Origin of the sequence: Hymenobacter cyanobacteriorum (genome assembly GCF_022631375.1) — a bacterium.
GTDB lineage: Bacteria > Bacteroidota > Bacteroidia > Cytophagales > Hymenobacteraceae > Hymenobacter > Hymenobacter cyanobacteriorum.
In genome coordinates, this window is sequence record NZ_JALBGC010000005.1 from 194,599 (window position 1) to 211,046 (window position 16,448).

The 16,448-nt window shown below is 61.2% G+C and carries 12 protein-coding genes and 2 pseudogenes; 8 read left to right on the forward strand and 6 right to left on the reverse strand.

Features of this window, described 5'->3' with window-relative positions; genetic code table 11:
- Window positions 1-217 precede the first annotated feature (217 nt).
- From MON38_RS18665 to MON38_RS18680, 4 genes are all read left to right on the forward strand, one after another.
- Window positions 218-2,335 (forward strand): DNA polymerase III subunit gamma/tau, encoded by a 2,118-nt coding sequence (locus MON38_RS18665; RefSeq protein ID WP_241937676.1) that lies wholly within the window; start codon window positions 218-220, stop codon window positions 2,333-2,335.
- Window positions 2,336-2,595: 260 nt separating this feature from the next.
- Window positions 2,596-5,607, forward strand: coding sequence for a M16 family metallopeptidase (locus tag MON38_RS18670; RefSeq protein ID WP_241937677.1), 3,012 nt, complete (start codon window positions 2,596-2,598; stop codon window positions 5,605-5,607).
- 134 nt (window positions 5,608-5,741) lie between these two features.
- Entirely contained in the window at window positions 5,742-7,007 is a 1,266-nt protein-coding gene (gene icd / locus MON38_RS18675; RefSeq protein ID WP_241937678.1) for an NADP-dependent isocitrate dehydrogenase, read from the forward strand.
- A gap of 78 nt (window positions 7,008-7,085) precedes the next feature.
- Window positions 7,086-7,478 (forward strand): hypothetical protein, encoded by a 393-nt coding sequence (locus MON38_RS18680; RefSeq protein ID WP_241937679.1) that lies wholly within the window; start codon window positions 7,086-7,088, stop codon window positions 7,476-7,478.
- A gap of 83 nt (window positions 7,479-7,561) precedes the next feature.
- On the opposite strand, the gene MON38_RS22765 is transcribed toward MON38_RS18680, so the two are convergent.
- On the reverse strand, window positions 7,562-7,693 hold the full coding sequence (locus MON38_RS22765; protein ID WP_277881569.1) for a hypothetical protein: 132 nt from the start codon (window positions 7,691-7,693) through the stop codon (window positions 7,562-7,564).
- Window positions 7,694-7,784: 91 nt separating this feature from the next.
- Here MON38_RS22765 and MON38_RS18685 point away from each other — a divergent pair, with 91 nt between their 5' ends.
- Window positions 7,785-8,183: a hypothetical protein gene (locus MON38_RS18685; RefSeq protein WP_241937680.1), complete on the forward strand. Its 399-nt coding sequence runs from the start codon at window positions 7,785-7,787 to the stop codon at window positions 8,181-8,183.
- A 92-nt stretch (window positions 8,184-8,275) separates the two neighbouring features.
- Here MON38_RS18685 and MON38_RS18690 read toward each other — a convergent pair whose 3' ends face one another.
- Window positions 8,276-9,682: a mercuric reductase gene (locus MON38_RS18690; RefSeq protein ID WP_241937681.1), complete on the reverse strand. Its 1,407-nt coding sequence runs from the start codon at window positions 9,680-9,682 to the stop codon at window positions 8,276-8,278.
- Between the two features lie 152 nt (window positions 9,683-9,834).
- Between MON38_RS18690 and MON38_RS18695 the strand changes: the two genes are divergently transcribed.
- Window positions 9,835-10,569 (forward strand): hypothetical protein, encoded by a 735-nt coding sequence (locus MON38_RS18695; protein ID WP_241937682.1) that lies wholly within the window; start codon window positions 9,835-9,837, stop codon window positions 10,567-10,569.
- A 17-nt stretch (window positions 10,570-10,586) separates the two neighbouring features.
- On the opposite strand, the gene MON38_RS18700 is transcribed toward MON38_RS18695, so the two are convergent.
- From MON38_RS18700 to sucD, 4 genes and pseudogenes are all read right to left on the reverse strand, one after another.
- Window positions 10,587-11,366: a hypothetical protein gene (locus MON38_RS18700; RefSeq protein ID WP_241937683.1), complete on the reverse strand. Its 780-nt coding sequence runs from the start codon at window positions 11,364-11,366 to the stop codon at window positions 10,587-10,589.
- 124 nt (window positions 11,367-11,490) lie between these two features.
- Window positions 11,491-11,590 (reverse strand): annotated as a pseudogene (locus MON38_RS23020) (succinate--CoA ligase subunit alpha); the annotation flags it as partial.
- An 8-nt stretch (window positions 11,591-11,598) separates the two neighbouring features.
- A complete protein-coding gene (locus MON38_RS18705) occupies window positions 11,599-13,257 on the reverse strand; it encodes a T9SS type A sorting domain-containing protein (RefSeq protein ID WP_241937684.1) in 1,659 nt (552 codons plus the stop codon).
- Window positions 13,258-13,382: 125 nt separating this feature from the next.
- Complete coding sequence (sucD, locus tag MON38_RS18710) at window positions 13,383-14,264, reverse strand: succinate--CoA ligase subunit alpha (protein ID WP_241937685.1); 882 nt, start codon at window positions 14,262-14,264, stop codon at window positions 13,383-13,385.
- Window positions 14,265-14,569: 305 nt separating this feature from the next.
- Between sucD and MON38_RS18715 the strand changes: the two genes are divergently transcribed.
- Window positions 14,570-15,292 (forward strand): GAF domain-containing protein, encoded by a 723-nt coding sequence (locus tag MON38_RS18715; RefSeq protein WP_241937686.1) that lies wholly within the window; start codon window positions 14,570-14,572, stop codon window positions 15,290-15,292.
- Between the two features lie 111 nt (window positions 15,293-15,403).
- Window positions 15,404-16,378 (forward strand): annotated as a pseudogene (locus MON38_RS18720) (PLP-dependent cysteine synthase family protein); the annotation flags it as partial.
- Between the last annotated feature and the right edge of the window lie 70 nt (window positions 16,379-16,448).

The following is a 16,448-nucleotide window of genomic DNA, read 5'->3' on the forward strand; positions in this document are numbered from 1 at the left end:
CAGGTGGAAAAAAGGAAGGCGCTGGAATAAAAGAACGGTCATGCTGAGCGCAGCCGAAGCATCTCTACCGCTTCGTCGCAAGCAGTGAATTACTTACGTGATAGAGATGCTTCGGCTGCGCTCACTATGACCGTTTCGGTAAAGCTAGTTGGTCCCAGACCCACCCGATTTCCCTTCCAAAGCCGCCCGTTTCTGGGTAACTTTGTAGACAGAACTTATGGATAATTTCGTCGTTTCGGCCCGCAAGTACCGTCCTTCTACGTTTCGCAGCGTGGTGGGGCAGCAGCACGTTACCACCACGCTGCAGAATGCCATCCAGAGCCACCACCTGGCCCAGGCGTTCCTGTTTTGCGGCCCGCGCGGGGTGGGCAAAACCACCTGCGCCCGCATCCTGGCCAAAACCATCAACTGCACCAACCTCAGCCCCGAAACCGAGGCCTGCGGGCAGTGTGCCTCCTGCGTAGCCTTTCAGGAAAACGCCTCGTTCAACGTACACGAGCTGGATGCGGCCTCCAACAACTCCGTTGAAGACATCCGCTCGCTGGTGGAGCAGGTGCGCTACGCCCCGCAGGCCGGCAAGTACAAGATTTATATTATCGACGAGGTGCACATGCTCTCGAACGCGGCCTTCAACGCGTTTCTGAAAACGCTGGAGGAGCCGCCGAGCTACGCCATTTTCATCCTCGCCACCACCGAGCGCCACAAGATTATTCCCACCATCCTGTCGCGCTGCCAGATTTTCGATTTCAGCCGCATCAAGGTGGAGGACATGCGCGGGCACCTGCGCTACGTGGCCACCCAGGAAGGCATCACGGCCGAAGACGACGCCCTGCACCTGCTGGCTCAGAAGGCCGACGGTGGCCTGCGCGACGCCCTGTCGATGTTCGACCAGATGGTCACCTTCGGCGGCAACAACCTCACCTACAAAGAGGTGGTGCAAAACCTGCACATCCTCGACTACGACTACTACTTCCGCTTAGTCGACAGTCTGCTCACCGAAAACCTCTCGGCTGCGTTGCTGCTGCTCGATGAGGTAATGCAGAACGGCTTCGACCTGCACAACTTCGTGGTAGGTACTGCCGAGCACCTGCGCGGCCTGCTCGTGTGTAAAGACGCCGTGACCGTACAGCTGTTGGAAGTGTCCGAGGGCATCCGGCTGAAGTACGTACAGCAGGCCCAGGCCGCGCCGTTGGCCTTCCTGCTCTCGGCCCTCAACCTCATCAGCCAGTGCGACCGCGAGTTCAAGCAGGCCAAAAACCAGCGCCTCCACGTCGAGTTGGCGCTGATGAAGCTGGCTTACCTGAACGGGGCCGTGCAGTTCGTTCGCGAGCTAAGCCCCGCCAACGGCGAGGCTAAAAAAAAAACTAGCAGCCTAAGCGACGGCGAAGCTTCGGCTGCTGCTGCGCCAAGCAGCAACGGCAGCTATGGGGGAAACATCAGCGGCCACGCCCAGCCCGCGCCAGCTGCTCCGTCAGCCGTAACTCAGTCAGCGCAAGCAACTCCGGTCCCGGCAGTTTCTCACGCCGCGCCGGCTGCCTACGCCACCGAGTCGCCGGCCGCCGCCTACACGGCTGCCCCGCGACCCGCGCCGGCCGCTGCGCCTGCGCCGCTGCCCATGCCAGCCGGCGCGCCCGTAGCCACCGGCCCGGCCCCGGCCGATGGCCCCGACCCGCTGCCCGTTGAAAACGGGGTGGAGGAGCTGCACGATACCCCCAGCATCGAAGCCGACCCGGACGCCGCTATCACTGAGCGCCACCAGATGCGCGACACGCTGCCGCACGTCGAAATCGGCGTGCCCAGCTTCGAGGGCATCGAGCCGGCCCCGCGTGCCAAGCCGCAGGCGGCTTTTGCCAAAATTCCCAGCCTGGCTAGCAAGCTGCCCAGCCTCAAGAACATGAGCGCCCGGCCGGCCGCCGGCCCATCGGCCGCGGCCTTGGCTGAGCCGGTGACAACCAGTGGCCCGCAGGCCCCCACCGACCCCGCTCTGTTGCAGCGTGTGTGGAAGGAGTTGGCCGAAGAACGCCGCGCCCAGGACCGCATGAGCGAATTCTGGGTGCTGAACCGTCCGGTATCGGCTAATGAGGAGCACCACATCGAGCTGGCCGTCGACAACCCCATCCAGGTCGACCAGTTCAACGAAATGCGCGTGGAATTCCTGGCCGACCTGCGCCGCCGCACCGGCAACCCGCGCCTCAACGTGCAGCCCGTGGTGACGGAGGCTGCACCCACCGCCCGAAAGCTCTACACGTCTTCCGATAAGTTCGAGTACCTGGCCGAGAAGTTTCCCGCCCTGCGTGAGGCTAAGCAGCGACTGGGCCTGGAAAACGAGTTTTAAGGAAAAGGGCAGAATAAGATAAAGACGCCATGTTTTGCGTCTCGTCGTTGCTGATGTTGTTATCACGGCATTGCAAGCGGCGCGGCCTCAGTCGTTCAACGACGAGACGCAAAATATGGCGTCTCTACTTCATCAAATTCCGCAAACGTTTGGGGATAAGCAGCCAGCCAAATTCAGGCGGTGCTTGAGCACGGTATAACCTTGCAAGATAAGGTGAAATTTTGTTTTTTATTCCCCTATCAGCCAGCTACCTTTGTTTTTTGAATCCCCTACTGCACCCGCCTGCGCCCTTCGTGAAAAAGAATTTTCTGCTGTTGATTCCGGCCCTGGCGGTGTTGGGTGTTGCTACGCAATGTCAATCGAGTAAGCCGGTTGCAACTGCCACGACTGCCCCCGCCACCGCGCCCGCTGTTCCGGCAGCAACTTCCAAAGAATACCGCTACGAATCGGTGCCCGGCGACCCGCTGGGCGTCCGCATTTATAAGCTGGATAACGGCTTAACGGTTTATCTGTCCGACTACAAAGACGCGCCGCGCATCCAGACCTACCTAGCCGTGCGCGCGGGCTCCAAGAACGACCCCGCCACCGCCACCGGCCTCGCGCACTACCTGGAGCACATGGTGTTCAAAGGCACTTCGCAGCTGGGCACGCAGGACTGGGCCAAAGAAAAGGTAGAGCTGGATAAGATTGAGGCGCTATACGAAGTGTACCGCGGCCAGCGCAACGACCCCGCCGCCCGCAAGCGCACCTACCACCAGATTGACTCCATCTCGGGCGTAGCCGCCAAGTACGCCGTGCCGAACGAGTACGACAAGGTGATGGGCGCCATCGGCGCGAAAGGCTCCAACGCCCACACCTCGAACGAGGAAACGGTATACCAGGAAGACATCCCCAGCAACCAGCTGGAGAAGTGGGCGGCCATCCAGGCCGAGCGCCTGCGTGAGATGGTGCCGCGCCTGTTTCACACCGAGTTGGAGGCCGTGTACGAGGAGAAAAACCGCGGGCTTGATTCGGACGGCTGGAAGCAGTACGAGACGATGAACGCCGCGCTCTACCCCACGCACCCCTACGGCACGCAGACGACCATCGGCACGATTGACCACCTGCAAAATCCGTCGATTACCGAGATTAAAAAGTATTTCGGCCAATACTACGTGCCGGGCAACGTGGCCTTGTGTTTGAGCGGCGATTTGGACTACGACCAGACCATTCGCATTATCGACCAGGCTTTTGGCTCGCTGCCGGCCAAGCCGGTGCCCACGTTCGTGGCCCCCGTGGAGAAACCCATTACCGCGCCCATCACGCGGGAAGTGCTGGGGCCGCAGGCCGAAAACGTCCTCATTGGCTTCCGCCTGCCGGGCAAGGCCACCCGCGACGGCCTGCGCCTGAAAATGCTCGATGCTATTCTCAGCAACGGCCAGGCCGGTCTGATGGACCTCGACCTGAACCAGAAGCAGAAGGTACTGCAAGCCTATTCGGGCTTCGACCCGATGGTGGACTACTCCACCCACACGCTGCAGGGCTCGCCGCGCCAGGGCCAGAAGCTGGAGGAAGTGCAGGCGCTGATGCTGGCCGAGCTAGACAAAGCCAAAGCCGGCAACTTCCCCGACTGGCTGATTCCGGCCATCATCAACAACGATAAGCTGACGCGCACCAAGAGCTACGAAAGCAACGAGGCCCGCGCCAGCGCCATGTACGAGGCCTTTATCGAGCGCATCGACTGGAAGGACTATGTGGCGCAGCAAAACGATTTCGGGACCATTACGAAGGCCGAAGTCGTGAAATTCGCCAACGACAACTACGGCCAGAACTACGTGACCGTGTTCAAGCGCACCGGCGTCGACCCCAACAAGGTGAAGGTGGTGAAGCCCGCCATCACGCCCGTGCCCGCCAACCGCGACGTGGCTTCGGTTTATTACAAAAAGCTCACCTCGCTGCCGAGCACGGAGCTGCAGCCGGTGTTTCTGGATTACAAAAAGGACATTCAGGAAACGGAAATCAAGCCCGGCCTGCCGCTTTACTACACGCACAACGCCGAAAACGGCCTGTTCAACCTGTCCTACGTCTTCGACCTGGGCAAGAACAACGACCCGCGCTGGAGCCTGGCTTCCGACTACCTCAAATACCTCGGCACCGGCCAGTACACCGCCGCGCAGCTGCAGCAGGAGTTCTTCAAGCTGGGCTGCTCGTTCCGGGTAACAAGCGGGGCCGACCGCATTTACGTGACTCTGAATGGCCTCGACACTAGCCTGGAGCCCGTGTTGAAGCTGTTCGAACAGCTCATGGCCGCGCCCAAGCCCGATGCCGCCGCCCTGCAAAATATGGTGGCCGGCGTGCTCAAGCAGCGCCAGGATGCCAAGCTCAACAAGGGCATTATTCTGAACGCCGCGATGGTGAACTACGTGAAGTACGGCCCGAAAAACCCCTTTACCAACAACCTGAGCGAGCAGGCGCTAAAAGCCCTGAAACCGGAGCAGCTCACGGCGCTCATTCAGAAGCTGCCGACCTACGAGCACCACGTGCTCTACTATGGGCCGCGCGCCCAGGATGCCACGGTGGCCGTTATCAAAACCGAACACCGCACGCCCACCAAGCTCATGCCCGTACCGGCGGCCAAGGACTTCGCCGAGCAGCCGCTGAAAGACAAAAAGGTGTATTGGGTAGACTACAACATGGTGCAGGCCGAAATCCTGTTCCTGACCAAGGGCGACCTGTACAGCAAGGAGCTGGCCCCCACGCTGGCGCTCTACAATGAGTATTTCGGCGGTGGAATGGCCAGCATCGTATTCCAGGATTTGCGCGAAAGCAAGGCGCTGGCTTACTCGGCCTACTCCGGCTACAGCAGCGCCGACAAGCTGGGCCGCTCCAACTACAACCTGAGCTACATCGGCACACAGAGCGACAAGCTGCCCGAGGCCATGGCCGGCATGGAAGCCCTGCTCACCGATATGCCCGTGGCCGAAGCCAACCTGGAAATCGCCCGCAACGCCATCCGCAACAGCATCAGCACCGAGCGCATCACTAAGGGCGACATCCTGATGAGCTACGAGCGCGCCAAGCGCCTCGGCCTCGACTACGACCTGCGCCGCGACGTGTACGCCAGCACCCAGAAAATGACTTTCGACGAGTTGAAAAAGTTTCAGCAGGCCAAGGTGCGCGGCCAGAATCAGGTTATTCTGGTGATTGGCTCGAAGGACCGGCTCAATTTCAAGGAGCTGGCCAAGTATGGCCAGGTGCAGCAACTCACGCTGAAAGAGATTTTCGGGTACTGATTTTCTAGTTGTCGGTTGTTGGTTGTCAGTTGTCAGGCTGATGGCCCCGCGCCCCGGTGAGCTTCACCCCGCGCCCCCGGCAACGCTTCCAACAAACTGACAACTGACAACTATTAACTGACAACTAACACCACATGGCAGAGCAAAAAATCACCATTAAAAACGGCAAGCTGACCGTTCCGGACAAACCCACCATTCCCTTCATCGAGGGCGACGGAATTGGGCCGGACATCTGGCGCGCCTCCAAGCTGGTGTTCGACGCCGCGGTGGAAAAAGCCTACGGCGGCAAAAAGCAGCTGGTGTGGAAGGAAGTGCTGGCCGGTGAGAAAGCCTACAAAGCCACCAACAACTGGCTGCCCAACGAAACCCTCGACGCTTTCCGCGACTACCTCGTGGGCATCAAAGGCCCGCTGACCACGCCCGTGGGCGGCGGCATTCGCTCGCTCAACGTGGCCCTGCGCCAGGAACTGGACCTCTACGCCTGCGTGCGCCCCGTGCGCTACTACGACGGCGTGCCCTCGCCCGTGAAGCACCCGGAGCTGACCGACATGGTCATCTTCCGCGAGAACACGGAGGACATCTACGCCGGCATCGAGTACATGAACGGCACGCCCCAGGCCCAGAAAATGCTCGAATTTCTGCAGGATGAGATGGGCGTGAAGAAAATCCGCTTCCCCGAGTCGTCCTCGTTCGGCATCAAGCCGGTGAGCAAGGAAGGCACCGAGCGCCTCGTGCGCGCCGCCATCAAGTATGCGCTGGACAACAAGAAGCCTTCAGTGACCATCGTGCACAAGGGCAACATCATGAAGTTCACCGAGGGCGCGTTCAAAACCTGGGGCTACGAGCTGGCCGAGAAGGAATTTGGCGCCAAGGTGTTCACCTGGGCCCAGTACGATAAAATCGTGGCCAAGCAGGGCGTGCAGGTAGCCGACGCGCTGCAGAAGCAGGCTGTGGAGCAGGGCAAGCTCATCGTGAAGGACAGCATCGCCGACGCCTTCTTGCAGCAGATTCTGTTGCGCCCCTCGGAGTACTCGGTAGTAGCTACGCTGAACCTGAACGGCGACTACATCTCCGACGCGCTGGCTGCCATCGTGGGCGGCATCGGCATCGCGCCGGGCGCCAACATCAACTACAGCACCGGCCACGCCATCTTCGAAGCCACCCACGGCACGGCCCCCAAATACGCCAACCAGGACAAGGTGAATCCCGGCTCGGTTATCCTCTCCGGCGTGATGATGCTCGAATACATGGGCTGGAAAGAAGCCGCCGCCCTCATCAACAAAGGCCTCGAAGCCGCCATCGCCAGCAAGCGCGTTACCTACGACTTCGAACGCCAGATGGAAGGCGCCACCCTCCTCAAAACGAGCGAATTCGGCCAGGAGATTATCAAGAATATGTAGTAGCTTGGCTGCTGCCTAAGCACTCACAGAAACCCCCGCGTCGGCTTTGGCTGGCGCGGGGGTTTTGGTTTTGCAACAATGAATAAAATAACAAAAATCGTCCTGTGCAATATCCTAGGATTCGCAGTACTGTGTTTTTTCTTAAATCAGCGACAACGGGATAACAGTCTTCCTCCTCTAATTAGCGGAGATGCCTATTTGAAATTAGCGCTTAATGGCAAAATAGATACCGTGTATAAATACGATAAGGGAACTCCAATTATTCTAATAAAAGGCAAAAGACTTTATCCGCGGATTCCAACGGCGTGTAAGTATTATTTGCGAAAAGGTGATTCGTTAGTGAAACAGCAGGACGAATTGTATTTGAAAACATATCGTGATAGCGGGGCTTTCATTCAAAGAATAGCATGGGGATATGGTGATAGCGCAACAGCTGTTGGGTTAATTTCAGAGAAGATGATAAAGAAATAATTCTTCGTGTTTTCAGGGTATAAATTACACTGCGCTAAACTCGCGCCAGTTCTTTCAAAGGCACATAAAAAAGGCTGGCCCGGCTACTGGGCCACCGGCGGCACCGCATCGCCCTGCTTCTTGCGCACTTGCTGGCGCACGTTGCGCAAGGGGTAGTCTTTGAGCTTGGTTTTGTCGCTGGTTTTGTAGAGGCTTTTGCCGTCGAGCAAGTACACAATAGCTTGCTAAAAGAAACTTGTATCTGCCAAAAGACTTGCTTTTCTTTATCTGCTGTAATTCGCCTAACAAACGCTTTTCCGCTCCATCATGCGCACCAACAACAAAGGGTTCTGGCTACTGGTACTCGCGGCAATCTGTTTGTTGCTTACCTCTTGGCTTCCAGCCCACCACAAGCTATGGTTCGTGAGTGAAACAGGTAACGTTGGCCACAACCAAACCTTCAACTTGGTGCTGGTTATTCTATTGTTTGCGAAATGGCAGCCAGTTCGCAAACTCATCATGTTGCTGAGTGGCTTGCAGTTGTTGGCCTCCGTTTTTATCGTGTGGTGGAGCTGGAAAATGGGTGAGCAATATGCTTCTGCTCCGTACCTAGGCTACAGCCTGACCACCGTGCTGCATCTGGTGGTGCTGAAGGTCCTCAACGACTCAGCCGCGGTGCGCGAGTTTCTGGAAGTAGGGGCGGGGCCTGCCCCCGCCCGTCGTTGAACGAATTGCCTTTCGTTTAATGGAATCGTTATAAGGTGCAAACGAGCGGGCGGGGGCAGGCCCCGCCCCTACGGCAACACAAACCAACGGCGCTACTCGCCCGGCTTCAGCCGCTGGAATGCGTTATTCAGCACCTCCGCCCAGGTGGGGTGGGCCAGAATCATATCCTGCAAGTCCTGGTAGCGCAGCTTGCCGGCCATCGCCAGCTGGAACATGGTCATGATTTCGCCGCCCTGCTCGCAGAACACGGCCGCACCCAGCAGCCGGTCGTCCTCGCCCACCAGCACTTCCACGAAGCCCTCGGTTTCGCCCGTCTGCACCGCCCGCCCGATGGTGCGGGCCGGCAGCCGGCTCACGCGGTAGGGGATACCCTTTTCCTTGGCCTGATTCTTCGAGAGGCCGATGCGGCCCAACTGCGGCTCGGTGAACACCACGTAGGGCATATCCCGGCCTTCGGTGGTGCGCTTGCTGCCGTGCAGCAGGGCGTCGCGCACAATGCGGTAGTCGTCGTAGCTGATGTGGGTGAACTGCGGGCCGCCCTTCACGTCGCCCAGCGCATACACGCCGCGGGTGCCGGTTTGCAGGTGCTCGTTCACTTCGATGTAGCCTTTCTTATCGAGCGTGATGCCGGTGTGTTCGAGGCCGAGGTCGGCGGTGTTGGGCTCGCGGCCCACGGCCACCAGCAGGTGGCTGCCCCGCAGGCGGCGCTCGCCGTCTTTGGTATCCACCGTTAGGGTAAGGTGGCCATCGGCGGCGCGGCTCACGCGGCGGGCGGTGGCCCCCAGCACCAGCTCCACGCCGGCTTCCACAAGGCATTCTTCGAGCGGGTGGCTCACGTCGGGGTCTTCGCGAGCCATCAGGCGCGGCTTGGTGTCAACGATGGTCACGCGTGAGCCCAGCCGCCGGAACATCTGGCCAAACTCCACTCCGATGTAGCTGCCGCCCATGATGATGAGGTGCTCGGGCTGCTCCGTTAGGTTCAGCAGCAGCGAGTCGCTGGTGAGGTAGCCGCTTTCGAGCAGGCCGGGCAGGTCGGGCACGGCGGCCTTGGTGCCGGTGTTGATGAAGATGAGCGGGGCCGTGAGCAGCTGCTCGCCGCCGCCCTCGGCCAGCACCACGCGCAGCGTGTGCGGGGCCGTGAACCGGGCCCGCCCCCGGATAACGGTAATGCCCTCGCGGTCTTCCGTCAGCTTGCGGTGCAGGCTGTCGCGCGAGTGCTGGCGCAGCAGGTGCATGCGCGCAATCACGGCCGCGAAATCCACCACCGGCTCCATCGCGCCAATGCCCAGCTCGCCGGCCGTGCGCACGTGGTGCGCCCGCTGGGCCGAAGCCAGCAATGCCTTGGTGGGCGCGCAGCCGTAGTTGATGCAGGAGCCACCCAGGTGGTCACTCTCGATGAAGCCCACGCGGCGGCCGGCTTCGGCCAGCGCGTAGGCCAGCGGCGTGCCGGCCTGGCCAGCGCCAATAATGAGGGCATCGAATGAATCAGCAGCGGGCATATTTGGGGGGTGAGGGAACGTGGACTACTCCTTACGGTTGGGCTAAGCCGGTGGCCGGTTTCGGGCGGTGAAAAGGTAGGAATGGCGGCGCGATACACGGAATTCCGCGCCCGCCCGTTAGCGCAGCGGCCGCCAGTGCCGATTATTGCACCATGAAGTCATTCTCGCGTTTGCTGTGGGCCCTGGGGCCGTTGGGGGTATCGGGCTGTGCCTCGCTGTATTTTCCGCCGCCGCCACACGCGCCCATGCTCACGCACCAAGGCGAGTTCTACGGGGCCGTGAGCACCAACCAGCACACCAACTACGCCCTGCAAGGGGCTTACGGCCTCACCAACCACTTGGCGGTGGCGGGCACGTTCTCGTCGTTGCACCGCAAAAAGGCCAACCGCACCGAGAACATCGACTTCGCCGAAGCCAGCCTCGGCTACTTCACCCGCCTGCCCGACAAGCGCGTGCTCGAAGTGTACGTGGGCGGCGGCGGCGGGGCTACCGAGCGCATCGAGCGCAACGACGCCCAGCAAACCACCCGCACCCTCGACGGCAGCCTGTCCAAAATCTTCGCCCAGGTAAACTACGCCAAGAAGAAGCAGAACAGCCTGCACCTCTTCAACCGCGACTTCCCGCTCACCTACGGCGCGGCCATGCGCCTGAGCTACATGCAGCTCAACAACTTCACCATCAACGGCGCGGCGGCCCCCGGCGAAAACAACGTGTTTTTCGAACCCATCACCTTCACTCGCACCCAGATTGCGGGCCCCGTGCAGCTGCAGCTCATCAGCGGCCAGATTTTCGGCCTGCGCAACAACGAGTTTCTGAAAGCCGCCAACTCGGTTTTTCAGGTGGGTATCGTCATCAACCTCGACAAAAACACCACGCTGGACGACTGAGGTGTCTGGGGTTCGGCCTACAGCTCCCGCACCACTAGTTCCAGACCCGCGTTGCTAATGGCGCATTGCGGGCAGTTGGGATAGGAAGCCAGCCGCTGCTGCCAACTGTTTTTTCGGCGCACGTAGTCCCAGGTTTGGGGCTGCCCGGTGGTGCGAATGCCGCGCACGTTAATGAAATCCATGGCATTCACGAAGAGCTGTTTATGTGGGGTAGCCGGATTCCCCAAGCGCACGTGTACGAAGGGCCGCGGTTTGCCGAAACCGTGGTCCGCAAAAGTAGTATCGCCCAAAAACTGATAAGGCGGCTCGGGCGCGCCTTCAGCCACGACGAACAGGCCTTTGGCTGGCATCGTGATGTGATAAGCGCGCACGTCGAGCGTTAGCACGCTGTCGTGGGCACGGCGCACTTCGCGGTCGGTTACCGCAATCGGCGCGGGCAGCAACAGTTGCGCCGAAGGAGCGTGCGTGCTGCTATCGGGCAAGGCCAAGTTCAGCAGCAACAGGCCCGTATTGCTACGGTTATACTGTTTTGACACCAGCACGCGAATTCCGGTGAGGTCGTATTCGTGCGAACGGGTAGGCGGCTTGTGGAACACAGCAAATTTTCGGCCCGGTGTAAGCGAAGCCGTTACGACTTCCGGCCCTGGCACTGCCGCCAGCGTGAGCACGCGGGTGGTGCCGGTCACGGCCACGGTATCGAGGGTGGCCTTCATGGTGGGCAGGGGCGAGGTGGTTTGGGCGCGGGCAGTAGCGCCGGCCAGCAAGCTGCCGGCCAGGAGATAGAAACGAAATTTCATGCAGAAGAAAGGAAGCGGAAACAGTTGGCAAAGCTAGCCCAACGGCAGATGAATATCCATAAAAAAAGCCCCGGCAACGGCCGGAGCTTTTCGTAGCTGAAGTAGCAGCGGGCAATTGCTTACCCCCCAGCACACGCAGCATGGTGTCGCCAATCTCGGCGGGCGAATCCACCACGTGGATGCCGCACTCGCGCATGATGGCCATATTTAGCGGCGGCCGTGTCGTGGGTGCTTATTGGGTGGCCAGCCGCAGGGTGCGCCGGCCCGCCGGTGTCTCCACTTGCAGCAGGTAAAGGCCGGTGGGCAAATCAGGCGGCAGGGCCAGCGTGCCATCTGCTGGCAAGGCAACTGGTACCGTTCGCCGTTGCCCGGCCAAATCGTAGAGGCTGCACCGCGCCGGTCCCGTGCCAGTGCCCTGTACCGTAACACGGCTCCGCGCCGGATTGGGAAATACGCGCAGCTCCGGCAGGTGCTGGCCCGGTGTGGTGGCAGTGCCCAGGCGGTAGTCGGTGATGCCGATATCGTCGAGGCTGATGCGCGGATTAGTGGCGCCGGCGGTGTTGGTGCTGCTGAAGCGCAGGCGCACGTTGCCCGTCCGGTTGGCCGTGAAGGTGTAGGGCGAGAGCGTGCCCGTGAGCGTGGGCGCAGTCGCCGTGCCCAGCAGGCTGGTGAAGGTGACGCCACCGTCGGTTGAGATTTCGGGCACGAACGAGGCGCCGGTTTCGGTGGCGTAGGTGGCGGCGCTCACCGTCACCACGCCCGCGCCATTGGGCTTGTCCACGTCCATTTCGATGAACCCGCCCCCGCGCAGTCGCGCCGATTTAAGGCCGTTGAATTTGTCGGCCCCGCTGGTTGTGCCAATTAGCGCTTCGCCGAAAGTCCAGCCGCCGCTTTGCAACTGCACCGAGGCCGGAGCATAAGCGGTTTTCGTGCCGGCTTCAAAGTCTTCGAAGAAAGACGGTGGCGCGGCTGTTACGGTAAAGGGCACGGCGCTCACGGCGGCCCCGTTCGGGTTCGTCACGCTGATGAGGCCAGTGGTAGCGCCAGGCGGCACCACCGCATAGATTTCCGTCGGGTTCGGCACCCTGGGGAAAGGCGCCGCCTGTAAGCCATTGAAAAAAATGCTGGAGCCGAAGCTGCCGGGCGCCAGGTTGGTGCCGTTGATGGTGACGCTGGTGCCAACCGGCCCGCTGGTGGGGGTGAAACCGGTGATGGTAGGCGGACCGGGGTTGATGGTGAAAAACTTCATGCCTCCCATGGAACTGCCCCCGCCACCGGGCGGCGGATTGCCCGCGTTGAAATAGGTAGTTACCGGGGCCGACACGCTCGGAAGCGCAACCAGTGCCGTTAGCTGCGTGGAAGAAACGTAGGTGGCCGTGATGCTGACGGAGCCGGCCTGCATCCCAACAGTGGCACCCGGTACAAACCCGCTGCCATAAAAATTAACGACAACCTGGGTGCCGCCAAGCCCGGATGTAGGCGCAATGCTATTCAGAACACTGGCCGGATTGGGCGTGGGAGCGGCTGTCACCGTGCCGGATACGGCAACGTTTTGGGTGGCAACCCCCGGGCTGCTGATGCTTATATTGCCGCTCACCGGCCCCAGCACGGCCCCGGTCAGGCGCACATACAGCGGAATGTTGACGAATCGGCCGCCGGCTTGGGTTAGCACAATGGACGAGCCGAAGCTAAAGCCAGACGTCCACGACACCTCGAACCCTGCGGGCGCCGTAGCCGTCACGTTGCCTGTCAGGCCGCTGCCGTTCACCAGCACGCTTTGCTGCGCCGAAGGCGTGCCCACGGCCGTGGTGAAGCCCCCCAGGCTAGCGGGTAATGCCGTCAACGTTTGCCCATGGGCCACCAGGCTGGTGATGAGCAGCGTCAGAACCAAAAGACAATGTGTAAAGGGTTGGCGCATAGAGCTGCTCGGAAAAGTGAAGGATGAATGAAGGTAAATAAAAAAGCTCCGGCCGCAATGGCCGGAGCTTTTTCAAAAACTTAAATAAGCAGTGCGAATTACTTGCCGCCCAGCACGCGCAGCATGGTGTCGCCAATCTCGGCGGGCGAATCCACGACGTGGATGCCGCACTCGCGCATGATGGCCATTTTGGCAGCGGCCGTGTCGTCGGCACCGCCTACGATGGCACCGGCGTGGCCCATGCGGCGGCCGGGAGGGGCCGTCTGACCGGCGATGAAACCTACCACGGGCTTCTTGTTGCCGGTTTCTTTAATCCAACGAGCGGCTTCGGCTTCCATGCCGCCGCCGATTTCGCCAATCATCACGATGCCTTCGGTTTCGGGGTCGTTCATCAGCAATTCCACCGCCTCTTTGGTAGTGGTGCCGATGATGGGGTCGCCGCCGATGCCGATGGCCGTGGTCTGGCCCAGGCCGGCTTTGGTGAGCTGGTCAACGGCTTCGTAAGTCAGGGTGCCCGACTTGCTCACAATGCCGATTTTACCTTTCGAGAAGATGAAACCGGGCATGATGCCCACTTTGCACTCGCCGGCGGTCATCACGCCGGGGCAGTTCGGCCCAATCATGGTGATGCCCTTGCGGTCCTTCAGGTAGTGCTTCACGGCAATCATGTCCTTGGTCGGGATGCCTTCGGTGATGGTGATAATCACCTTGATGCCGGCATCGGCCGCTTCCATAATCGCATCGGCGGCGAAAGCCGGGGGCACGAAAATGATGCTGGTATCAGCGCCGGCCTTCTCCACGGCCTCGGCCACGGTGTTGAACACGGGACGGCCGAGGTGCTCGGTGCCGCCTTTGCCGGGCGTCACGCCGCCTACCACGTTGGTGCCGTAGTCCATCATTTGCTGGGCGTGGAACGAGCCCTCGGAGCCGGTGAAGCCCTGCACGATAACCTTGGAATTTTTATTGACCAGAACGCTCATTCGGAGGTGTTTTTGAGGAGATTGGTGGGGTGGGACGCCCCGGCCCGGTCGGGCTGCGGCGCTGCAAAAGTAGGGCATTTTGGGGCTAGGGCAAGCCGCCCGGCGCAGAGAAGCCGCGCGCGCGCGGAAAAGCCGCCAGGGCCGGGGCAGCCGGGGCCTGCAAACGTCCGAAAAAGATTCGGGGCCGGCGAGCAAAGGGCGGGTCGCCCGGCCGGGCCTTTCCCGGCCGCCGCCTGGCCGCGCCGCCGTGCCCCGGGGCTGGCCTGTATATTAGCGGCGCTTCCCCACGCCTGTTCGCTCCCGCTTTGGCTACCATCCCGTTTTCCGCCCTGCCCCCTGACGAAGCCGCACGCCTGCGCAGTCTGCGCGCGGTCGAATTGCTGCCAGCCCTCACCGAGCCGGTGTTCAGCGAATTTGTGGCCCTCTCGGCCCGTATTTTCAACTTGCCCATCTCCCTCATTTCGGTGGTGGAAGAAACCGACGTGTATTACCCCGCCAACGTGGGCATGCCCGAAAACAAGCAGCAGCCACGGGCCGCGGCCCTGTGCTCTACCGCCGTGGCGCAGGCCCGGGCCGTGGTGTACCACGACCTGCTGCTGGAAGAGCTGCCGGACGTGCCCCCGCAGGCGCTGCGCGCCGCCGAAGCCAACGGCCTGCGCTTCTACGCGGGGGCGCTGCTGCTGCTGCCCGACCAGCGCCCGCTCGGCACGCTGTGCGTCATCGACCGGGTACCCCGCGCGTTCACGTTCGAAGAGCAGCGCATTCTGGAGCTGCTGGCGGCGCTGGTGAGCCGCACCGTGGCCGTGCGCCACCTCTGCCGCCTCTACCCCCAAACCGGCGAGGCCCAGTGGGCCCGCCTTAGCGTCGAGCTGGAAGAAGAAGTACAGGCGCTCAACGCCTTAGTGCGTTACCTTGGTGCCCGCCACGGTACTTTGGTGCCGGTGCCGGCGGCGTTTCTGGCCCAGGTCGAAAGCCGCCTGCGCGACCTGCAGGCCCTGCTCGACGCCTTCCACCCGGGTGCGCACTGAGGCCGCGGGCCAAACGGCCCGCAGCGGCCGGGGGCACGGCGCGGCCTTGCGCCGGATGAGAGTTTGTACCTTTGCGGCCTCACCTCCCATCTCCCCACCCATCATTTTCTGATGTATTTCAACCACGTAATCGACGCTGTTGGTAACACGCCCCTCGTCAAGCTCAACAAGGTAACCGACGGTATCAAGGGCACCATTCTGGCCAAAGTCGAGTATTTCAACCCCGGCAACTCGGTGAAGGACCGCATGGCCATCCGCATGATTGAAGATGCCGAAAAGGCCGGCCTGATTAAGCCCGGTGGCACCATCATCGAGGGCACCAGCGGCAATACCGGCATGGGCCTGGCCCTAGCCGCCATTGCGAAGGGCTACAAAACCATCTTCGTGATGAGCGACAAGCAGAGCAAGGAAAAGCAGGACATTCTGCGCGCCGTGGGTGCCCAGGTGGTGGTCTGCCCCGTGGATGTGGCCCCCGACGACCCGCGCAGCTACTACTCGGTAGCCCGCCGCCTGAATCAGGAAACGCCCAACTCGTTCTACCCCAACCAGTACGATAACCTCTCGAACGCCGCCGCGCACTACGACACCACCGGCCCCGAAATCTGGGCCCAGACCGAAGGCAAAATCACGCACTGGGCGGCCGGCGTGGGCACGGGCGGCACCATCTGCGGCGTGAGCAAGTACCTGAAGGAGCAGAACCCCGACATCTTCACGCTGGGCCTCGATACCTACGGCTCGGTGTTCAAGAAATACAAGGAGACGGGCATTTTCGACGAAAACGAAATTTACCCCTACAAAACCGAGGGCATAGGCGAAGACATTCTGCCCAAGAATGTCAACTTCGATGTCATCGACCAGTTCATTAAAGTAACCGACCAGGACGCGGCCGTGATGACGCGCCGCCTCGCCAAGGAAGAAGGCCTGTTTGTGGGCTGGAGCTGCGGCTCGGCCGTGCACGGCGCGCTGGAATACGCCCGCGAGCACCTCCAAGAAGATGACACCATGGTAATTGTGCTGCCCGACCACGGCACGCGCTACCTCGGCAAAATCTACAACGACGACTGGATGCGCGCGCAGGGCTGGCTGTAGCCAGCCGGGCCATTGTGGGCGCGCCGCCGGGTTCGTATCTTCGTATCAGCTAGCAATATCATCCAAA

Bases quoted from the DNA above. Each gene is read 5' to 3' on its own strand.
- icd (WP_241937678.1), top strand. From the start codon at position 5,742: ATGGCAGAGCAAAAAATCACCATTAAAAACGGCAAGCTGACCGTTCCG.
- MON38_RS18665 (WP_241937676.1), top strand. From the start codon at position 218: ATGGATAATTTCGTCGTTTCGGCCCGCAAGTACCGTCCTTCTACGTTT.
- MON38_RS18690 (WP_241937681.1), bottom strand. From the start codon at position 9,682: ATGCCCGCTGCTGATTCATTCGATGCCCTCATTATTGGCGCTGGCCAG.
- MON38_RS18680 (WP_241937679.1), top strand. From the start codon at position 7,086: ATGAATAAAATAACAAAAATCGTCCTGTGCAATATCCTAGGATTCGCA.
- MON38_RS18700 (WP_241937683.1), bottom strand. From the start codon at position 11,366: ATGAAATTTCGTTTCTATCTCCTGGCCGGCAGCTTGCTGGCCGGCGCT.
- MON38_RS18695 (WP_241937682.1), top strand. From the start codon at position 9,835: ATGAAGTCATTCTCGCGTTTGCTGTGGGCCCTGGGGCCGTTGGGGGTA.
- MON38_RS18685 (WP_241937680.1), top strand. From the start codon at position 7,785: ATGCGCACCAACAACAAAGGGTTCTGGCTACTGGTACTCGCGGCAATC.
- sucD (WP_241937685.1), bottom strand. From the start codon at position 14,264: ATGAGCGTTCTGGTCAATAAAAATTCCAAGGTTATCGTGCAGGGCTTC.